General features: G+C 63.6%; 17 protein-coding genes and 1 pseudogene. 4 read left to right on the forward strand and 14 right to left on the reverse strand.

The window, feature by feature from the left end:
* Window positions 1-133: 133 nt before the first annotated feature.
* A complete protein-coding gene (locus tag J7E83_RS05135; RefSeq protein ID WP_214959694.1) occupies window positions 134-1033 on the reverse strand; it encodes a M48 family metallopeptidase in 900 nt (299 codons plus the stop codon).
* Window positions 1034-1407: 374 nt separating this feature from the next.
* On the opposite strand from J7E83_RS05135, the gene J7E83_RS05140 reads away from it, so the two are divergent.
* Window positions 1408-1782 carry a hypothetical protein gene (locus J7E83_RS05140; RefSeq protein ID WP_251043454.1) on the forward strand — a complete coding sequence of 125 codons (375 nt, stop codon included), beginning with the start codon at window positions 1408-1410 and terminating at the stop codon, window positions 1780-1782.
* Window positions 1783-1878: 96 nt separating this feature from the next.
* On the opposite strand, the gene J7E83_RS05145 is transcribed toward J7E83_RS05140, so the two are convergent.
* The 6 genes and pseudogenes from J7E83_RS05145 to J7E83_RS05170 form a co-directional block, all read right to left on the reverse strand.
* Entirely contained in the window at window positions 1879-2334 is a 456-nt protein-coding gene (locus J7E83_RS05145; protein WP_214959697.1) for a DUF4304 domain-containing protein, read from the reverse strand.
* 194 nt (window positions 2335-2528) lie between these two features.
* A complete protein-coding gene (locus tag J7E83_RS05150; RefSeq protein WP_214959699.1) occupies window positions 2529-3116 on the reverse strand; it encodes an NAD(P)H-dependent oxidoreductase in 588 nt (195 codons plus the stop codon).
* Window positions 3117-3312: 196 nt separating this feature from the next.
* The gene (locus J7E83_RS05155) at window positions 3313-4098 is read right to left on the reverse strand and encodes a DUF695 domain-containing protein (protein ID WP_214959701.1); all 786 of its coding nucleotides are present in this window, start codon (window positions 4096-4098) and stop codon (window positions 3313-3315) included.
* A 377-nt stretch (window positions 4099-4475) separates the two neighbouring features.
* Window positions 4476-4892, reverse strand: a pseudogene (locus tag J7E83_RS05160) (IS30 family transposase); the annotation flags it as partial.
* Window positions 4893-5344: 452 nt separating this feature from the next.
* Window positions 5345-6679, reverse strand: a complete 1335-nt coding sequence (locus J7E83_RS05165; RefSeq protein ID WP_214959703.1) for a PP2C family protein-serine/threonine phosphatase — start codon at window positions 6677-6679, stop codon at window positions 5345-5347.
* A gap of 286 nt (window positions 6680-6965) precedes the next feature.
* Window positions 6966-7184, reverse strand: coding sequence for a hypothetical protein (locus J7E83_RS05170; RefSeq protein ID WP_214959704.1), 219 nt, complete (start codon window positions 7182-7184; stop codon window positions 6966-6968).
* A 212-nt stretch (window positions 7185-7396) separates the two neighbouring features.
* On the opposite strand from J7E83_RS05170, the gene J7E83_RS05175 reads away from it, so the two are divergent.
* Both J7E83_RS05175 and J7E83_RS05180 read left to right on the forward strand, forming a co-directional pair.
* Window positions 7397-8314 (forward strand): LysR family transcriptional regulator, encoded by a 918-nt coding sequence (locus tag J7E83_RS05175; RefSeq protein ID WP_214959706.1) that lies wholly within the window; start codon window positions 7397-7399, stop codon window positions 8312-8314.
* A 45-nt stretch (window positions 8315-8359) separates the two neighbouring features.
* Window positions 8360-8866, forward strand: coding sequence for a DUF2004 domain-containing protein (locus tag J7E83_RS05180; protein WP_214959708.1), 507 nt, complete (start codon window positions 8360-8362; stop codon window positions 8864-8866).
* A gap of 73 nt (window positions 8867-8939) precedes the next feature.
* Here the strand turns inward: J7E83_RS05180 and metE are convergent, their stop codons facing one another.
* Both metE and J7E83_RS05190 read right to left on the reverse strand, forming a co-directional pair.
* Complete coding sequence (gene metE / locus J7E83_RS05185) at window positions 8940-11279, reverse strand: 5-methyltetrahydropteroyltriglutamate--homocysteine S-methyltransferase (protein ID WP_214959710.1); 2340 nt, start codon at window positions 11277-11279, stop codon at window positions 8940-8942.
* A 56-nt stretch (window positions 11280-11335) separates the two neighbouring features.
* A complete protein-coding gene (locus J7E83_RS05190; RefSeq protein ID WP_214959712.1) occupies window positions 11336-12301 on the reverse strand; it encodes a methylenetetrahydrofolate reductase in 966 nt (321 codons plus the stop codon).
* Between the two features lie 359 nt (window positions 12302-12660).
* On the opposite strand from J7E83_RS05190, the gene J7E83_RS05195 reads away from it, so the two are divergent.
* The gene (locus tag J7E83_RS05195) at window positions 12661-12864 is read left to right on the forward strand and encodes a hypothetical protein (protein WP_214959714.1); all 204 of its coding nucleotides are present in this window, start codon (window positions 12661-12663) and stop codon (window positions 12862-12864) included.
* A gap of 13 nt (window positions 12865-12877) precedes the next feature.
* On the opposite strand, the gene J7E83_RS05200 is transcribed toward J7E83_RS05195, so the two are convergent.
* From J7E83_RS05200 to J7E83_RS05220, 5 genes are all read right to left on the reverse strand, one after another.
* Window positions 12878-13762, reverse strand: a complete 885-nt coding sequence (locus tag J7E83_RS05200; RefSeq protein WP_214959716.1) for a carbohydrate ABC transporter permease — start codon at window positions 13760-13762, stop codon at window positions 12878-12880.
* On the reverse strand, window positions 13759-14622 hold the full coding sequence (locus J7E83_RS05205; RefSeq protein WP_214960966.1) for a carbohydrate ABC transporter permease: 864 nt from the start codon (window positions 14620-14622) through the stop codon (window positions 13759-13761). Before J7E83_RS05205 ends, J7E83_RS05200 begins: the two co-directional genes overlap by 4 nt.
* Before the next feature lie 57 nt (window positions 14623-14679).
* Entirely contained in the window at window positions 14680-16032 is a 1353-nt protein-coding gene (locus tag J7E83_RS05210; RefSeq protein ID WP_214959717.1) for an extracellular solute-binding protein, read from the reverse strand.
* A 107-nt stretch (window positions 16033-16139) separates the two neighbouring features.
* Window positions 16140-17342 carry an ROK family transcriptional regulator gene (locus J7E83_RS05215; RefSeq protein ID WP_214960968.1) on the reverse strand — a complete coding sequence of 401 codons (1203 nt, stop codon included), beginning with the start codon at window positions 17340-17342 and terminating at the stop codon, window positions 16140-16142.
* A 174-nt stretch (window positions 17343-17516) separates the two neighbouring features.
* Window positions 17517-18692: a class I SAM-dependent methyltransferase gene (locus J7E83_RS05220; protein WP_214959720.1), complete on the reverse strand. Its 1176-nt coding sequence runs from the start codon at window positions 18690-18692 to the stop codon at window positions 17517-17519.
* Window positions 18693-18709: the final 17 nt, after the last annotated feature.

Here is an 18709-nt window from a genome sequence, read left to right on the forward strand (position 1 = left end):
GGATCCCTAAACGCATGTTGCTGATTGGGCCGTCGCATCAGGGGAGCACCAGAGGCTATCGCGCCGCTGCATCCGCCGAAAAATCCGGAAGCTGGGCCGAGCTCTCTGAATCGGCTGACCGAACGGGTGCGGACTACCAGAGCAGGTCGAGGGCGAGCACGTCGATGCCGTGCCTGCCAGCCAGCCATCCGTCAATAACTCCGCCGAGGTCGGCTTCGTGGCCGGCAAGTCCAAGTCGTATCGCATCCTCTGATTTGGTGGGGATGTGTTCGTGTCCGTCCTCGGGTGCGCCGTGCGAACACTTCGAGCACATCAACCGGATCCCAGACCAATCGTCGAGCCCGAGCCCCCGCTGTCCGAGGAGGTCCGACAGCGCCTGGATATCCTCATCGGTCGCACCCACTATCTGCGCCTGCCATGTAGGAAGACCGGATTCTTCAAGACGTCCCAGCTCGTCGAAGACCGACACCCCCTGTCCATCGAGCCTCCGGGTCCCTTTGGGTTCCCCGTCGTGCAGGACCGTATCTCGGAAACGATGGCCAGACTCCGGCAGGGGAACGCTCGCGATGATTGCATGGGCCGGACTCCGGCGCCAGCACCAGACCACCTCAGTCTCCCCGACCGAAAACAGGACCTGGTGAGGGAGGCTGGGCTGGTCGGGATTGAGCCGGATGGGAGCCATGCCGCAGTCGACGTCGATGGGCCCGGCATCGGTCTGAAACCTATGCAGACCGTAGGCGCCCCACGCACCCCTGGCTTTGGACCAATCACCCAATGCTGTTGATGCGATGCCCATGTTCCAGGCAGCAGGATTGACGCCGTTGAACTCCTCGGCATCCTTCGGAGTAAATAGTTTCAGCGCCCGCGTGTTGCGGTCCAGGCTTTCCGGCCAGTTGCCAAGGGCCTTGGACAGCAGACCGGCCTGAAACCAGCTGTAATAGGACTCGGGCGTCAGCTCCAGCAGCTCGGAGGCCAGAACTGTCGCAAGGCTGGGGTCTCCCGCCTCATCCGCAGCCTTCCAGTCTGACCACACGTCGTGCGGTGTCCGTTTTTTCCTAAACCCCGCCCAAGTTCTTCCCACCATCTGAACAGTAGCAACACGCACCGATGACCGATCGATGCCCACTCCGTGGTTCGGCCTGATCGAGTAGAGCATCCCGGCCACGGGCAAATTGCAGATGTGTCAGTACCCGACCGGCTTTCGGGCGCCTCTGCTTGCTCTATCGCCGCCGCTTTCGACCCGGAATTGTGCATCAGGGAATGGGAGACACGCCAGCAAGGACCACTGAACGAGCAGCGTGGCAGCATCCTCGAGGGTCTGCCCATTCCCCCGTAACATTGGGCGCGAGCAGTCGGTGGCAACACGCTGCCGATCTTCGATGGTGGGGAGTGGTGATGGTTCAGTCCATGAAGCTGATTCTGATTGGCTACTGGGACGGTCCCCAGACAGACCGGTCATGGCCTTCTCCCGAGCAATTCGTTGACGCTAGTTGGGATACCGAGGAGCGTGATTTCGTCGCTTACTACTTGCAGATGGGGCTTATCGCGCGGAGCTACATGGGGTTCTCGCGCTGCCGATTCTGTGGGAAAGAGAACGGCAATCTGGAGTTGAGCGACGGCCATTTCGTATGGCCGGACGGGTTGGCCCATTACGTGGTTGAACACGCTGTGCGGCTTCCGGACCGGTTCGTTCGCCACTCGTTCGCTACGATTGACAGCCTTGAGAGCGCGGCTCGGGACGTCGAATGGTGGCGAGGAATCAGCTCGGCCAATAAGCACTGACTCAGCCAGCGGTCACCGCGGCATGCCACGCGGCAGCGGGATCAGGTGGAAGGCGTGCACCTATTCCGGGAGCGCGCCGCCCGCTAAAGGATCGGTTTACGGGCGGGCGTCATTGGCAGACTCCTGGGCGCGTAACCAGGCGATGCCCTTGTCTCTAATGGCGTCCACGACCTCAACGGCGACGTCTTTAGTGGATAGGTTCGGTCGGATAGCAAACCAGGTGTCGGTTCCCCACAGGAGTATCCCCAAACGCTTTGACGTCGTGACAGGACCCAAGACGTTTGCGCTCGGCCGCACGCCCATCCACTTCTCCGTCTCACGCTTGGTGGCCCAATCCTGGCGGTCGACTGCAGAAAGGTTCACCGTGAAGCGCACCTCATCCGCGGTACTGGACATTGATCTCTGCAAACCCAGCAATAACCAATGAGTGGCGGACGGAAGTTCGAACTGCGCGCCGCTTCCACGGAAGCCAAGACGACGCAACTCCGGTGCCAGTTCCGCGCGTACCATTGCACGAAAGTGGTCCTGCGCAGTCCCTCCATCGATGCTCACGGCACGAGCTTAGCCGCAGCAACGGAGCCTGGCGGCACAGTGGACTACGCTGCCCGGTGAAAGATCCCTCACCGCACGCCTCCGACCGTCGCGACCATCGAAACTGCATACAAGCCGCGCTGCTCCGGGCTACTCGCGCGCGGCCGGTAAACACAGAAGCACTTAAGCTGTATGCGGGTCGGCAGGGCGAATCGCTACTCCTTGATGGACTGCCTGACTTCGTTGATGGCGCTGAGGACGACTTGCTCCCGGGCGGCAGCATCGTCTCGCTCGGACTCATACACGAACGCCGTGACACCGCGCTGGCTGCCGCAGTAGTCGATGATGCCGTGCTCAATCTGTGTCCGCAGCGCTTGTTCGTACCCGTGCCGGTCGTACACGCCGGCATCATCACCGGCAACGGGCACCAGGTGCGTCGTCAGCTCCACGAGCTTGCGGCTCATCCCGCCCTCGACGGCGATTTCAAACGCCCAGCCGTTAACGAACACGCGGTCGATCCAGCCCTTGAGCAAGGCCGGCATTGACCACCAATAAACGGGGAACACCAGCACGAGGTGTGCAGCTCCGTCGAGCCTCAGCTGCTCAGCAGCGACGTCGGGGGCGAAATCACCCCCGACCCGGTATGTGTGCCGGTCGGCGAGGGTGAACCTCGGATCAAAGCCTTCTGCTGCTAGATCAGCAAGCTCCACATGCCCGGGCTGCAGCACCTGCTCGAGCCGACGAGCGATGTCATGAGTCAGCGAGTCAGGATCAGGATGGGCGGTAACAATGAGTGTCTTCACGCTCAATCATGACCCAACTCGCACTTCATCAACGCCACAGTTCCGGGCGAGTTGTGCAACGACGCCCTCGCAGCACCCGTCCCCATAGGGGTTGGTTCACCGGCATTGCAAAGCGTCCGCAAGCCGGTCCCTCAGCGGGCGCGCTCGGGTAGCCCCGTGCGGAGTTAAGAGCTGTCGCCGGTAGATTCGTTGCTTCTCAACCAGTGAACTGACGCACCCGGCGCCAAGCAGGGTCACGCGCGGGTTCGATGGCGAGCTGGCGGGAGCGTGCCCAGTCGGCTAGTCCTGCTGCGACATTCTGGTCTTCGCCGTCGGTGTAGACGTGGAACGTTCGACGGCCGGAGGTGGTCTCGTGGCCTACTAGCAGACCACGGGAGCCAATAAGCGATTCCAGCTCGTCCTCGAGCCTTCGAAGTGAGTCGAGCGCGGCCCCGTCCGCTGGAAGTCCGTTGTGCTGCGCTGCGAACGCAGCATGGACGCTGTGGTGTACGTCAAGAGTCGGGTGATCGATCCAACGCAGAGCTCGACGAAAGCTCGCAAATGCGGGCGTGCCATTCGAGTCTTCCCAGTGGGACAGAGTCCACTTGTCCGGGTCGTGCTGCTCGGCGATCGACTTGACAGCACGAAGCAGGCCGTCGTCGTCTGTGGACCCAACCGGAGCCGTCTCTAGTGCCTCAACCTGGCCCAGCCACCGCTCGACGTCATCCTCGCCGAGAAGCCAGTCGAGAACGAGGAAGGTCACTTGCAGCCGCGCGGGCTCCGGAAGGTCCCGGAACACCGGGTGGTGGACACCAACGTGGACCCGTAGCTCCTGCTCCACGGGCTCCATCCTGAACTCCGTTTTCGACAGATCGAGCTTGCTCCCGGCGATTTCCAGGACAGTGCCGAGAGCGTTCGGGTCGGCCTCTTGACTCGAACGAAACTCCCAGATCGCATCCGACGGCGGCGCTGCGCGGAGCCAGCGTTGGGCCGTCGGGCGCACTTCCGCGGTTCCGCCCGCTGATACCGTGAGTCGGTGTTTAGACTTTCTGCCCGGGCCGAAATGCCACGTCAGGTCGGGGTGGATCGATGCAACCTTTTGGCTCAGCTGTTCCAGAGCGGGCGATTGCTGGTGCGGATCGATCGTGTGGCCTTGGCTTATCCACCATTCCCAAAAGGCAGAGATAGGGTGCACGGGAGCAGACGGGTCTCTCCTACGGAAAAGGCGCATGGCGTAAAGACTTCCATTAAGGCCATGTCCTTACAACCCAGGCATCGCTGAAGCCGGAAGGCTGCTTCGTTGAGTTCCGTCAGTAGCCCCTGCGCTCATCCTGGCGGCTTGGGCGAGGCGTCGGCTAAAGGACCGGCGGATTCATTCGGTCATTGCAACAGGAGGTTTTCGATCAGTTCGATCGGTTTTCTGAACTCTAGTCTTTTGCGCGGCCGGTCGTTGAGTTCCTGGGCGACCCAGTCGAGGTCTGCGGCGCTGTGGATGCTCAGGTCCGTTCCCTTGGGGAAATAATGCCGCAGCAGGCCATTGGTGTTGTCGTTGATGCCGCGGTGCCAGGGTGAGTGCGGGTCGCAGAAGTAGATCTCGATGCCGGTGTCGATCTTCACGGTTTTCCCGTCCTGCATCTCGATGCCCTGGTCCCAGGTCAGGGATTGCCGCGGCGCCTCGGGGAGCGTCTTGATCTTCGCGGCCAGCGCATCACGCATCTGCTCGGCCTTGTACCCGTCCGGCAGGTGCACGAGCATCGTGTAATTGGTGGTCCGCTCGACCGGCGTCCCGATCGCTGACAGGTTGCCTTTGGCGGAGCATCGCGTAGCTGTGCCCGACGGAGCCGGGGCAACCCGAAGGGCAAGCAGTGGAGGGATTGTGCGAGGAAATAGGCGAAGCGCCGGACACCATTCATCAGCTGCGCAGCCGTCCGCAGGACGGTTGAGCCGGAGGAGCGGGCACGTACGATCCGGCAGGACAGCAGCAAAAAGCAGAAAAACGCTTCAACAGCCCGAGCGAAGCGAGGCCCATTCTCGAAACTGAGGCCGGCCCGAAAGGGCCAGCCTCAGTTGTCCCTTCAGCAAAAGACATCCGACGGTGCTACAGCGAAGCTGCCGTCGCCACGATGGACTCGGCCCGCGAAGCGGAGGACTATCAGCCCATCGAGAATGAAACAACCAACCGGGTCGCGCTCAGAACGGCCAGAGACCTTGAGTCAACAAACGCCCAGGCACTCTTTGGATTGGGCCTTTCATCTTGTCGGCTGTGCGTCAGCCAGTTCAAGGGATGCGGGTGTGTGCTCGCTTTCTTCTCGGCGACCGAGGGGAACTGGCTGCTGTGCTGTTCTGCGGACAGCGAGGATTGTTACGTCATCAGGGTTGGTTGTTCCAGAGGCACGCTTTTGAAGGGCTTCGACGACGTCTTTTGCCGAGGTGGCCGTGGTGGCCAACCGGGCGACCTCGTCGATGGCGGTGAGGGTGCCGTCGTACAGGTCCAGTACGCCGTCGCTGAAGCTGACGATCATGTCTCCGGGATTGAGGCGAATCTCGAATGAGTGCCACGTGGCCTCAGGCAGCAGCCCCACGGGCAGTTCCCGGGAGGCGAGCCTCTCCCAGGTCCTGTCTGCACGGATAAGCAGCGTCAGGCCATGGCCTGCATCGGAGAACAGGACCCGCCCGTCCTCGGCACGGAGGCGTGCGTGAAAGACGGTGGCGAAGGACGCTGCCTGGCTTAGCTCGGTGGTGAGGCAATCCGAGGTCAGCCTCAACGCTGTGGCGGGGTCCTCGCTGTTTTTGGCGCTGCGGATGACGGCCCGTGTGGTGGCAGCGATCATCCCCGCCCCTGCGCCTTTACCCATCACGTCCCCGAGGGTGAAACCCAGGCCGCCGTCGATTTCGTACCAGTCAAAGAAGTCACCGCCCACAGCCCTTGAGGGAATGCACGCCCCTGCTGTTTCATACCCGGGAAGCAGGGCGGCCTCTTTGGGCAGGAGGTAGCGTTGGATCTGGGCCGCCCGGCTGAGTTCCTCCGCCGAGGCTGTCGCCTGTGCGCTGGCGGCCTTCAGGTGACGGCCTCTGGTTGCCAGTTCGTTCACCACCCCTGCCGCTATGGCATAGAAGATGACGCTGTACAGACCGCCGAGCAGTTCCTCGGCGTGGTCACCCGTCCCGGTGCTCAGGGCGAACGGGACCAGGATTGCTAAGGCTCCTCCCAGGACGGCGTAAAGAATAGACCGGCGTCCTTCGTTCGCGGCGACCCACAAAAGAGGCAGGAGCGCGAGGGACACGTAGACCGAACGGCTTTCACCCGTCCCGTAACGAAGCAAGCCCGCGGCGAGGAAATCAGCGGCAGGAACGATGGCAACAAAACGCGACAGGTCTGGACGGGAAAAGATGGCCGCCAGTACGGTTGCCGCGATTACCAACAGGGCACCGGAAATCACCGCCGGCCAGCTGCCGACCGCCAGGGTCGAAATGGAAGCGATCATGACCGGCGCCGCAATAAAGAGGACCGTAATCGGAATCTGTTTGACCAGCGGAGGGATGTCATCAGGACCGGGCAGGCGTCGAACATGGATCTGAGTCATGATGCTTCTTTCACTGTGCCTGTTGTTTTTTGCTCCGTGGCGGCGTGACTCCGGTCGCTCAATACCGGTTCACAATTCTGCGCAGGGCAGGGAGGGACCGGGAGGCGATCCCGGCCGGAGTCGGTCCGCGTCGCCGCGGGATTGTTTTTCATTTCCTGATTTCCCCCATGCTCCCCACCGTGGCCAGATAACCGGGTTCCCGGCCCTCCAGCAGGCGGAGCTCGTTTGACAAACGTAGCAGTTGCCCTGACTCATATGACAGTGCTTGCCGGCACTGGTTCCGGCGTTAGCTGGCCGTGCGTGTTCTGCGGAGTGTCCAGTGGTTGGCGCCGTTGTGCCGTTCGTAAAGCAGGACGTCTAAGGCTGCCTTGGCCAAGGCGCGGCCGCGGCCTCCTTCGGCGAGGGCGTCGGGCATGGCGGCAGTGTCGACGTCGACGGGGCCGTGGGGTACCCGGCCAGGCTGCGCCAACTCACTCATCTGGGAGACCCACGACACATTACTCATGGACTTCCACTGCTGTCACTGTCGGGACAACCTAGGCTAAAGGCTCTCAATCAGCGGTCGGGTCATCGCGGGGTGGCGGGCGGCCAATCCTTCGAAGCCGTCACGCACGAGTCGTCCAGCCACAGCAACAAAGCCATACCCGCCGCCCCTGGGGTAGCCACGACCTTAGAATGGCCGGGGAACTGCACCCGGTAACAAACATAAGGACAGCGTTGGTAAATCCCGTACATCTGAAGACACTCCTTGAGGTCACCCGGCTGGGCTCGTTCTCGGCCGCCGCGGCCCGGCTGGGATATACCGCTTCTGCCGTGTCGCAGCAGATGTCCGCCCTGGAACGGGACACGGGCGTGGTCCTCTTCAAGCGCTCGGCCCGCAGCGTAGTTCCCACCGAAGCAGCAGTGGTGATGACCAGGCACGCATCCAAAGTACTCACTGACATCGAGGCGCTGATGGCGGCCGCCTACAAGACCCGCGACGGCAGCAGCCAGGAATTGCGGCTGGGCATTTTTCCGAGCCTGGCCACCTACGTCCTCCCCCGGATCCTGAAGAACCCGGCGTGGAAGGACCTGGGCATCGACCTGCGAGTCTCCGTGGCCGAGCCGGGGCAGACCATCCAGGGGCTGCGCACCGGCGGGGAGCTGGACGTTGCCCTGGTCTTCCAGGTCGGCCAGTCGGGCCTGGCATGGCCGCACGCCATCAATCGGCAGTGGATCGGCGACGACAACTTCCGTGTGGTGCTTCCGGCGGGATGGGGATTCCGCACCGACGCCAAGGTTGCCGCGGACCATCTGTCCGAGATGCCGTGGATCATGCACCATCCCGGGACAAGCGACGCCATGGTGATCGAGCGGCTGTTTGCCAGCTGCAACCTGCATCCCCGCGTGGTGGCCTACAGCGACGATTTCCATGCCAGCCTGGAAATGGCCGCCGCCGGACTGGGCGCCGCGCTCGTGCCGGAGCTTGCCCTGCTGCACCGGCCAGCCGGAGTGGTGGTGCTTGATGTCCCCGAGATCCGCCTGGCCCGCAACGTTTTCGCGCTCCTGATCAACGAATCGAAAACCGCGCGGGTGCAGCTGTTTGTGGACCTGCTGGCCGAAACCCTGGCGGGGCTGGGGACCGCGGGGAATTAGTCCCGAATGCTGGAATGCACCGCAGTTCGGGTCTATGTTGAAGGTATGAACAAGGTAGCGAGCCAGCACTTTGGTGAGATCGAACTCAACCATGGCAGGGACCACAACATTGCCGCGAAGCATGACCTCCGCGGCCATACGCTGGAACTCGACCTCAACATCAATGCGCATGACCACTTCGATGAAGCTGCCATGCACAAGGTGGATTACCGGCTGCGCTACCTGCCCGAACTCGTGGACGAGGTCCGCGAGATGATCGCCGAAGAACTGGAGCAGGAAGGCACCAGCCCGCAGGAATACCTGCACTTCCACTGCAACGCCCTGAAGGATGAACACCTGCAGAAAGTCTTCGGCGTGGAAGACCGCAGCCAGCTCACCAATGACGTGTTCCTCAAAGCCCTTAAGCTTGGCCACGTGGGCATCTTCCCGGGCCAGCCCGAACGCTACTTCGTCCTTGATTTCACTCTTGGCTCCCACTTCACGGACGAAGTCCTGGTCGCCTCGGCGGATGAAGACGGCGTGGTGGACGACGAAATTCTCTGGGAATCCTGACGGACAACAGCTTTTAACGCCCGACGGCGGCCGGTCACCTGGGTGACCGGCCGCCGTCGTACATTTGGTGCTGTTACTTGGCCGCTTCCAGCAGGCTGGCGCGGACCGACTTGGTGGCCTTCACGAGGTTGCGCAGGGACTCTTCGGTCTCGGCGTAGCCGCGGGTCTTCAGGCCGCAGTCCGGGTTGACCCAGAGCTGGCGGGACGGGACGTGCTTGACGGCAGTGCTGAGCAGCTCAGTGACCTCCTGCTCGCCCGGAACACGCGGCGAGTGGATGTCGTAGACGCCCGGACCGACGCCACGGCCGAAGCCATGGGACTCGAGGTCGTGGACGACCTCCATGCGGGAGCGTGCGGCCTCGATGGAGGTCACGTCCGCGTCCAGTCCGTCGATGGCGTCGATGATGGCGCCGAATTCGGAGTAGCACAGGTGGGTGTGGATCTGGGTGGCGTCGGCGGCGCCGGCGGTGGACAGCCGGAACGAGTTCACTGACCAGTCCAGGTAGGCAGCCTGGTCGGCCTTGCGCAGGGGCAGGAGCTCGCGCAGTGCGGGCTCGTCCACCTGAATGACCTTGATGCCTGCGGCTTCGAGGTCCGCGATCTCGTCACGCAGCGCCAGGCCAACCTGGTTGGCGGTCTCGCCCAGCGGCTGGTCATCGCGGACGAAGGACCAGGCCAGGATGGTGACCGGACCGGTGAGCATTCCCTTCATCGGCTTGTTGGTCAGGGACTGGGCGTACTTGGCCCACTCAACCGTGATGGGGGCGCTGCGGGTAACGTCGCCCCACAGGATGGACGGTCGGGTGCAGCGTGAGCCGTAGGACTGCACCCAGCCGTGGACAGTGACGTCGAAGCCTTCGAGGTTCTCAGCGAAGTACTGGACCATGTCGTTGCGCTCGGGTTCGCCGTGCACCAGGACGTCGTAGCCCAGCTCTTCCTGGAGCTCCACAACGCGCTTGATCTCATCCTTCATCAGCTGCTCATACTGCTCGTTGGTCAGATCGCCCTTGTTGTTGCGGGCACGCGCGGAACGGATTTCGGAGGTCTGCGGGAACGATCCGATGGTGGTGGTGGGCAGCGGCGGCAGGTGCAGTGCTTCTTCCTGGGCGGCTTCGCGGACCGAGTACTCGGAGCGGTTGAAGTCGGCCGGGGTCAGCGCCGCAGTGCGGGCACGGACGTCGGCGCGCTGGACGCCTTCGGCGGTTGTGCGGGAAGCGATGATGCGGGTGGCCTCGTCGATGGCTGGCTGGACAGCAGCCGCGTCGGTCAGGAGGCCTGCCAGGGTGGCAACTTCCACGGCCTTCTGGTCGGCGAAGGCCAGCCAGCTGCGGAGCTGCTCGGCAAGCTGGACCTCTTCCTCGACGTCGTGCGGGACGTGCTGGGTGGACGTTGACGTGCTGATGGCCAGCTTGGTCACAGACTTCTGCAGCTCGGCGATCTTGTCCGCGGAGGCCTGCAGGTCGTTGCGCCAGATGTTGTGGCCGTCCACCACACCGGCCACCAGGGTCTTGCTGCCCAGGGTAGCGAGCTCGGCGGCGGAAGGAACAGCGCCCTTGAAGACGTCAATGTGGAGGGCGTCGATGCCGGAGGCGGCAAGAGTGCTGAACTGCTCGTTCAGCGCACCGTACGGGGTGGAAACGAACAGCTGCGGACGGCTGGCAGCCGAGGAGAGGACCTCATAGCTGCGGGCCACGGCGGCCTGGATCTCCGCGGCCGGCGTTTCCTGGTCAACAACCAGGGCAGGCTCGTCCAGCTGGACCCAGCTGGCACCGGCGGCGGCCAGTTTCTGAAGCAGTGCGGTGTAGACCGGGAGGACATCCTCAAGGCGGGACAGCGGGCTGAAGCCGGCGGGGGCGTCGTCGGAAGCCTTGCTCAGCAGCAGGAACGTGACCGGACCCACGATGTACGGGCGGGTTTCCACGCCGTTGGCCAGCGCGAACTCGAATTCTTCGACGATGCGGTTGGAGGTCAGCGCAAAGTTGGTTTCCGGGCCGATTTCCGGGACAAGGTAGTGGTAGTTCGTGTCGAACCACTTCGTCATTTCCAGCGGCTGCTGTTCCTTGTTGCCGCGGGCCAGGGTGAAGTAGCCATCGATGTCCAGCTGGCCTTCGGCGTTGAGGAGGTTGCCGAAGCGGGCAGGGACTGCACCCAGGTGGGCAGCGGCGTCAAGCACCTGGTCATAGTAGGAGAACGTGCCGGGAACGGCCGCGGCCTCGGTCAGACCCAGGCCCTGGAGGCGCTTGGCCGTGCCCAGCTGGATTTCCTGGGCTGCAGCTTCCAGGGCGTCGGCGTCGATCTTGCCGGCCCAGTACGCCTCAATGGCCTTCTTCAGTTCGCGGCGGCGGCCGATGCGTGGGTAGCCGAGCAGCGAAGCGGCGGGAAACGCCGTAGCGGGAATGTTCTGTTCAGTCATGGGAAATTCCTTGAAGTATAGGGGAAAGCTGCGGATGGTCTGGTGAATGATCGGGGTCAGCTGGCCAGCTGGCGCCGGGCGATGGCGTTCCGGCGGCTCGCTGAGCGTGAATGGCGCGGAAGCGCCAGTTTGTCCAGCACCTCCAGCGCGCTCTGGTGCTCGTTGAAGGTGTAAAGGTGGATGCCCGGGGCGCCCGCTTCAAGCGCCGCATTTGCCAGGTCCACTGTGGCGCGGACGCCGATCCGGAGGCGTTCGGCGTCGCTGTCCGCGGCGGCGAGGCGCTCCAGGAGTTCCGGCGCAGGCTCGACGCCTGAAAGCTCGCCGAGCCTGGTGACGCGGCGAAGGCTCGTGAGCGGCATGACACCCGGAACGATGGGGATGGTGACACCGGCGCGGCGGGCACGCGTGATGAGGTCTGCGTACTGCTCCGTGTGGAAGAACACCTGGGTGATGGCGAAGTCGGCGCCTGAACGCTGCTTGGCCAGGAGCACCTCGACGTCGTGTGCCTCACTGGGCGACTCCGGGTGGCGGGTCGGATAGGCTGCCACGCCCACGGCGATCTTCCCAGCGCACAGCAGCGCCGAACGCCGCTGCTCGACCCGTCGGATGAGCTCAATAAGGTCCTGGGCGTACCGCAGGGACCCAGGGGCGGGCTCTGCCCCGTCCTTGGGCTTGTCGCCCCGGAGCGCCAGGATGCCCCGCACACCGGTGTCCAGCAGTTCGCCGATGATCTCGGCCAGTTCCTCTGGGGTGTTGCCGACGCAGGTCAGGTGCGCCAGCGGCCGCAGGGTTGTCTCCATGAGGAGCCGGTTGATGAGTTCGACGGCGGTGTCCCGGTTAGAGCCACTGGCACCGTACGTCACGGAGACATAGTCGGGTTCGGTGGTTTCCAGTTCGCGGATCGTATTCCACAGTGATTCTGCTGCGGCCGGAGAACGGGGCGGGAACAGTTCGTAGGAAAGTGCCACCGGGGCGGCGTCGGAGAGGTTCGGATGAGTGTCGATAAGGCTGGGCGGTGACATTTGCGTCCTTGGCTTTGGGCCATTACCGGAAAAACGTGCCAGTTGTGGCAGCGGTTCCGGCAATGAATTGAGTTTGGGGAACACGAAAAACTCCACAGGAACGCAGCCGCGACTGTTACGCCTGGAATGAAGTTGTCCGTGAGCAAATGTCAGGCCCACATGGGGGCACCCACACCCTCCGCAGGGAGGATCGCTGACACGTTACCTCGGTAACTTGTATAGAACTCTAGGAGCCACAGGAAGGGCGTTCAAGTTGGCCGCCGAATTAAGACGCAGTTTTACGCTGTATTTCATGGCGGCGCAGAATATTGTTCGCTGCACCTGTGGTTGTCCTTGCCGTGCAGGACTATATTGATGGCATGGTTCAGCTTCCAGCAAGTTACCAGGACTATCTGGCCGACAAGAGCGAGAGACTGATTAACGCAATCAAGCCCGTTCTGCAGCAGTCTGCTGCCGATCAGCTGCACGGGGTCCGGATCACGTACAACATCGGCTCGACCGGTCACCAGGCCCACCTCGACGAAAGCATTCCCTACGGCGTGATCGTTGAGGATATCGATTAGCGGCTGTAAATGTTCAGCCCTTGACTGCGCCGGACAGTGCGAAGGAGCTGCTCGCTCCCTTGGCCAGAATAACGTAGAGGGCCAGCACCGGAACTGAATACAGGATGGAGAAGGCGGCGAGCTGACCGTAGGCCACCGCCCCATGCTGTCCGAAAAAGCTGAAGATAGACACCGCCGCCGGTTGCCTTTCCTCGGACAGCAGCAGTACGAACGGAACAAAGAAGTTCCCCCAGGCCTGGATGAACACGAAGATGAACACCACGCCCAAGCCCTGGCGCATGAGGGGCAAGACAATCGCCCAAAGGGCGGACAGGCTCGAGGCGCCATCCACCCAGGCCGCCTCCTCAAGGGACACCGGAACAGCATCCATGAAATTCTTCATCATCCAAATGGCCATGGGCAGCGTGGTGGTGGCCATGAAGAAGATGGTGGCAGGCACGGAGTCCAGCAGTTTCAACTGCACGAACATGCCGTACACCGGCACCATGATGGCCGTGATGGGAAGGCATGTCGCGAACAGGATGGTGTACAAAAACGGCCGGTTGAACCTGGACTGGTAACGGGACAGCGGATAGGCAGCCAGTACGGCTGCGACCAAATTGACCGCCGCTGTCCCCGCGGACAGCACCATACTGTTCCAGAGCGGCCGGAAAAGCAGGCCCGGAGTCATCACCGCGGCAAAGTTGTCCAGTGATACCTCGTGGGGAAGCTGTGTCTGGTGTCCCGCACCGGTGTCAAGGGAGGCCAGCACCAGCCACAGCAGCGGAAGCACAAAGCAGGCGCCAATGAGAAGCAGGGCCACGTCAGCCGCAGTCTTAGCACGCCGCTGCGCCCGGGAGGTCGGTCCCGCCGGGGCCTGCCCTTGGGTGCGTAGGGAAGGTCGTGCCGCCGCCGTCATGGCTTGGTGTCCCGGAGGAGCCGGACGTAGGCCGCGCCGAACACCAAGCCGATGAGGATCAGCACCGACGCCACAGCCGTGCCGTAGCCAATGTCACCGAACTTGAAGGCCTCCTGGTACGCCAGCACCGGCAGCGTTGTACTGGCATTCGAGGGGCCGCCGGCCGTCATGACCCAGATCAGGGTGAAAACCGCCAGGGTCTGCAGCGTGATGAGCATGAGGTTGGTAGCGATGCTGCCGCGGATCATTGGCAGGGTGATGAAGGCCAGCCGCTGCCAGCCGCTGGCGCCGTCCATCAGCGCTGCCTCCGTGACCTCGGCCGGGACGTCATTGAGGGCGGCGCGGTAGACCAGCATCGAAAAGGCAGTGCCGCGCCAGATGTTGGCGAGCATGAGGGCCACCATGGGGAACGAATAGAGCCAGTCTGGCTGGCCCAGTCCTATGCCGCCCAGCAATTGGTTGAGGGTCCCATCGCGGCTGAAATAGGCGTAGGCCGCGAAGGCGGCCACAATCTCCGGAAGCACCCAGGCGGCCACCACGGCTGTTCCGACCAAGGCCAAGACTCCCCGGCGTGCGCGCCTCATCAGCACGGCAATCACGAGTCCCAGTATGTTTTGCCCCAGGATGGCTGAGCCGCCCACAAAGAGGACGGTGAGTGCCAGGGACAACGGCAGGACCGGGTCCGCCAGCAGCCTGCCGTAGTTTTCCAGTCCCACCCAGCCCGGGCTTCGGGCGTTGCGCCCTGTCAGCGCGGCGTTCGTAAAGGACGCGTGGAATGCCCAAAGGACGGGACCGGCCAGGAAGACCAGCAACAGGACAACGGCAGGACCAACAGGCAGAAGGCGTACCCAACGCCGCACGCGGGGTTGGGTACGCAGGGTGGGACTGGCGGCCCGGGGGCGAAGGACCGTCACGCGCTACTTTCGGACAGTCTTGTGGTCACCCACGAGGCCCTTAACGGCCGCGTCATAACCGGCGGCTGCCTGTTCCGGGGACTGGCTGCCGGTAATCACTGCTTCCGTAGCCTCCTGGATGGCGGCGGAGATCCGTGGGTAGTCACTGGTTGCCGGCCGGTAATGCGTGATGGACACGAGCTTTGACACGTCCTTCACGAAGGGGTTAGCCGCCTGGTAGCCGGGATCGGACGCAACATCGGACCGGACGGCAATCTGCGAGCTTGCGATGTTAAACGCCAGGGAATTCTTCTGGTTCAGGGCCTCGCTCAGGAAGTCAAAGGCCAGATCCGGGGCCTTCGTCGATGAACCGACCGCCAGGGTCCAGCCACCAGACATGCTAACTCCGCCGGGTGCCTGCCCCTTCTGCGTGGGGAAGGGCGCTACCCCCATGTCCTCCCCGTAAGCGGGCCATTCGTAGCTCCCGCCTTCCTGCCAGAACGTCGGCGCGTAGGAGCCTTCCACGGTGGCGCCCATCTTCCCCTGCGGGAGCCATTCCCCGAACACCTTTTTCCACACGTTCGCATCGAGGGCCTCTGATGGCGACACAGACAGCTTCTCGTCGTAGAGGGTTTTGAGGAAGGCCAGCGAGTCCGTGAAGCCGGCAGAGCCCACCACCCACTTCTTGGCGTCGGCGTCGTACAGCTCAGAGCCTGTCCCGTAAAGGAGCTCGTAGAAGCTCTGCATCACGGTGCCCTCGCCGGTGGCTTTACCGGCGTAGAGGTTGAACGGCACCTCTGAGGGATCGCTGGCCTTGATTTTCCTGGCCGTGTCCAGGATGTCCTGCCACGTGCGTGGCTGCCACGGCAGCCTGACTCCGGCGGCGGCCAGAACTTTCTTGTTGTACCAGATCGCCCTGGTGTCGGTGCCTACCGGGACCGCGTAGGTCCCGCCGTCGTCGCCCAGGCCGGCAGCCTTGGCGCCTTCATCGAAGGCGTCCCAGTCCTTCCAATCCTTCAGGTAGCTGTCCAGATTCAGCAGGTATCCGGCGTCGACGTCGGAACGGACCTTGAAAGTGTCTTCATAGAAGACATCCGGTGCCGTGGCCGGGGAACGGAGGGACAGGGCAAGCTTGGTGCCGTAGTCGTCGTCGTTCGCCTGGATGGGCTGCAATTCAACAGTGACGCCCTGGTGGGCGGCCTCGAACTCCTGCTTGGCCGACTGGAACATGGCGTCCAGCGCAGTGAAGGAATCCGTCTTCTGATAGACCACCTTCAGTGACTTGACCTCCCCCGCCGGAGCGCCCCGGGAACAGCCAGCCAACGCAAATGCTGCTGAGGCGATGAGGGACGTGATTGTCAGTACCCGGCGGCCCATGGTGCTCCATTCAGTAAATGGCTGCAGTCCCGGTTGTCTGCGGGCCCCAGCCGCGGCGATATCAAAATGCTAGAGGGGCCCTTTGCCGCAGGCAAGGCGCCGCCGGATCAGCTTTCCAAGAGGAGTCGCTGGGCCCGTGGGGCCAGCATATGTTCGAGGACCAGGCAGGCCGCACCCACGGCGCCGACGTCCTCACCAACTCCCGTTCCGACCACCTCGATGGGGTGGATCAGGCGGGCGGCGCTGTTCGCCTCCAAAAGGGCTGGCACCTGCTCCAGGAAGCGCTGGGACATCCTGGTCCAGAACGGTCCGCCGAAAACAACGCGTTCCACATCCAGGGTGTTGGTCACCACTGATACGGCCCGGGCCACCAGCACCACGGACTTGTCGATAATGGCGAGCGCCCGGGCGTCGCCTTCGTCGGCAAGGTCCCACAGCCTGGAAAAACTCTTCTGCACTTCGGCGCCGCTGTCGTCCGGCCGGGTGCCCTCCAGAATGCCTGCCGCTTCTGCTTCGGCTACCAGTACCTGGGGAATGGCGGATGACTTCACGCAGCCACGCTGGCCGCAGTCGCAGGCCGGCCCGTCCGGGTCCACCACAATATGGCCGATCTCGCCGGCGTTTCCAGACGTGCCGCGGATTACCTCATCATTGAGTACGATGCCGCAACCGATGCCGGTTCCCATGTACATGAAGACGAAGCTGCCGGCACCGCTGGGTCCGCCGGCCCAAGTTTCGGCGACGGCGGCGCTGGTGACGTCCTTGTCCACCAGGACTGAGTACCCGGTGGCTTGCTTCAGCGCGTTGCGTAGTTCGACCCGGCCCCAGCCCGGCATCAGCGGAGGCTCAACGATGGTCCCGTTGTCCAGGTCGATAGGGCCGGGAGCAGCGATGCCCACTCCGGCGATCTTCGCCGTATCCACCCCGGAATCCAAGACGAGTTGCTCGATCTCGGTGGCAATGGTGGATATGACGGCGGAGGGATCATTCCCGCCGGGCGTCTTGATCCTTGAATGCTGCACTACCGCACCCACCAGGTCCAGGACCGCAAACGTTGTCACTGCGGGGTCCAGGTGAACGCCAATGGCGTACATGCCTGACGGGTTGAGGCGGAGGATGGTGCGCGGTTTCCCCGGGCCGCTGCCTTCCTTGCCGGCCTCCACGATGAGGTGCTGGTCCAGCAGCCGCCGTGAGATGTTGGAGATGGTCTGGGGTGAAAGGCCCACAATCTGGGCGAGTTCCACCCGGCTCAGTCCGCCGGAGGACCTGCGGATGGCGTCAAGGATCACCGTAAGGTTAAAGTCCCCCATCCTGGGCAGGTTGGTTCCGCGCCTCGGCGAGGGCTGGCGGATCTCGGACACGGTTTCCCCTAAACGTCTTTTGGCCACATTCTAGTGATGTTTGCATCGTACGTTACCCCCTGGCGGACGCCCATACGTGCTATTGACGGCCCAATGGTGACGGCGCGGCGCGGGCGACGCCGCCTACGGCACCGGCCGCCTCCTGCTGACCGCCACCGTGAACTTCGGGTTTTGTCCCTTCACGGTGGTGGGTCCAACCAGGCTGTCCAGCGACGGAAGGTAATGCAGGTGCCGGTTGAAGACGGTCCACAGTTCACCGCCGGGAGCCAGGACCCTGGCGGCTGCCTCGAACAGCTTGATGCCCGCGCCGGCATGGACGCTGGCGCCCAAGTGGAACGGCGGGTTCAGCAGGATCAGGTCAGCGCTTCCCGCCGGCAACGTACTCATGGCATCATCCTGCAGGACGGCGATCCGGTCCGCGAGGCCGTTTGCCCGCGCCGTAGCCAAGGCAGACGCGACGGCGGCAGCTGACTGGTCAGTGGCTGTTACGGCCGAGCCTGGGTTGTGCCGGGCATACATGGCGGCCAGGATCCCGGTGCCGCAGCCGAGGTCGATTGCGTGCCGCGCTGCGGGCATCTCGGCCAGGAAGGTGAGCAGGAACCGGGTTCCGATGTCCAGCCTCGGACCTGCGAAGGCGGCGCCGTGGGCGGCGACGTCCAGGTTCAGCTCTGCGATGTGCTCGACGGCGGGTCCCGGTTCGGGAGCCGGGGATGCCTTTGCATCCCGTGCCAGGATGATGCGGGACTTCTGCCGGGCAAGCTGTGGTTGGACGGACCGGAAATGCCGCTCCAGAACCGCGTTCATCCCCAGGGACATGTGCTTAACCCGGCCGCCGGCCAGGAGCACGGCGCCCGGGGCAGCATGGCGTGCCACGGCGTCGGCGATCTCCTCGAGCTCCGCCAGCGTCCTCGGCAGTTGCAGGAGGACGGTGTCCGCATCGGACAGGAGCTCCTCCCCCAGCGGGAGCTGCGCGAATCCGCGGTCCCCACCAGCTCCGGGCAGCGACGCCCCTCCTGCCCCCGGCCCCAGGGCTTCCGCATTGTTCCGCAAGGCGCGCTCCCCCGTGATGGGATCCTGGTGGACCCGTACTCTGTGGATGCCGAGCGACCTCAGGGCTCCCAGGGTCAGGGCGCCGTAGCGGTCGCCGATCACGGCTACCTGGCTCTCCGGCGTGACGATGCCCGCGGCGGCCTCCAACAGGAGCCTGTCAGTGGCGTCCCAGGCCTGGAGGTTGGGCGCTTCCACGTCAGGGCGCCGCCGGAGTGTTCCGAAGACATCCTCAAGACTGTTCTGTGCCAACGTGTTCCTGCCGCCTG

This window comes from Arthrobacter sp. ISL-48 (assembly GCF_018613805.1).
In the GTDB taxonomy this organism is placed as follows: domain Bacteria; phylum Actinomycetota; class Actinomycetes; order Actinomycetales; family Micrococcaceae; genus Arthrobacter.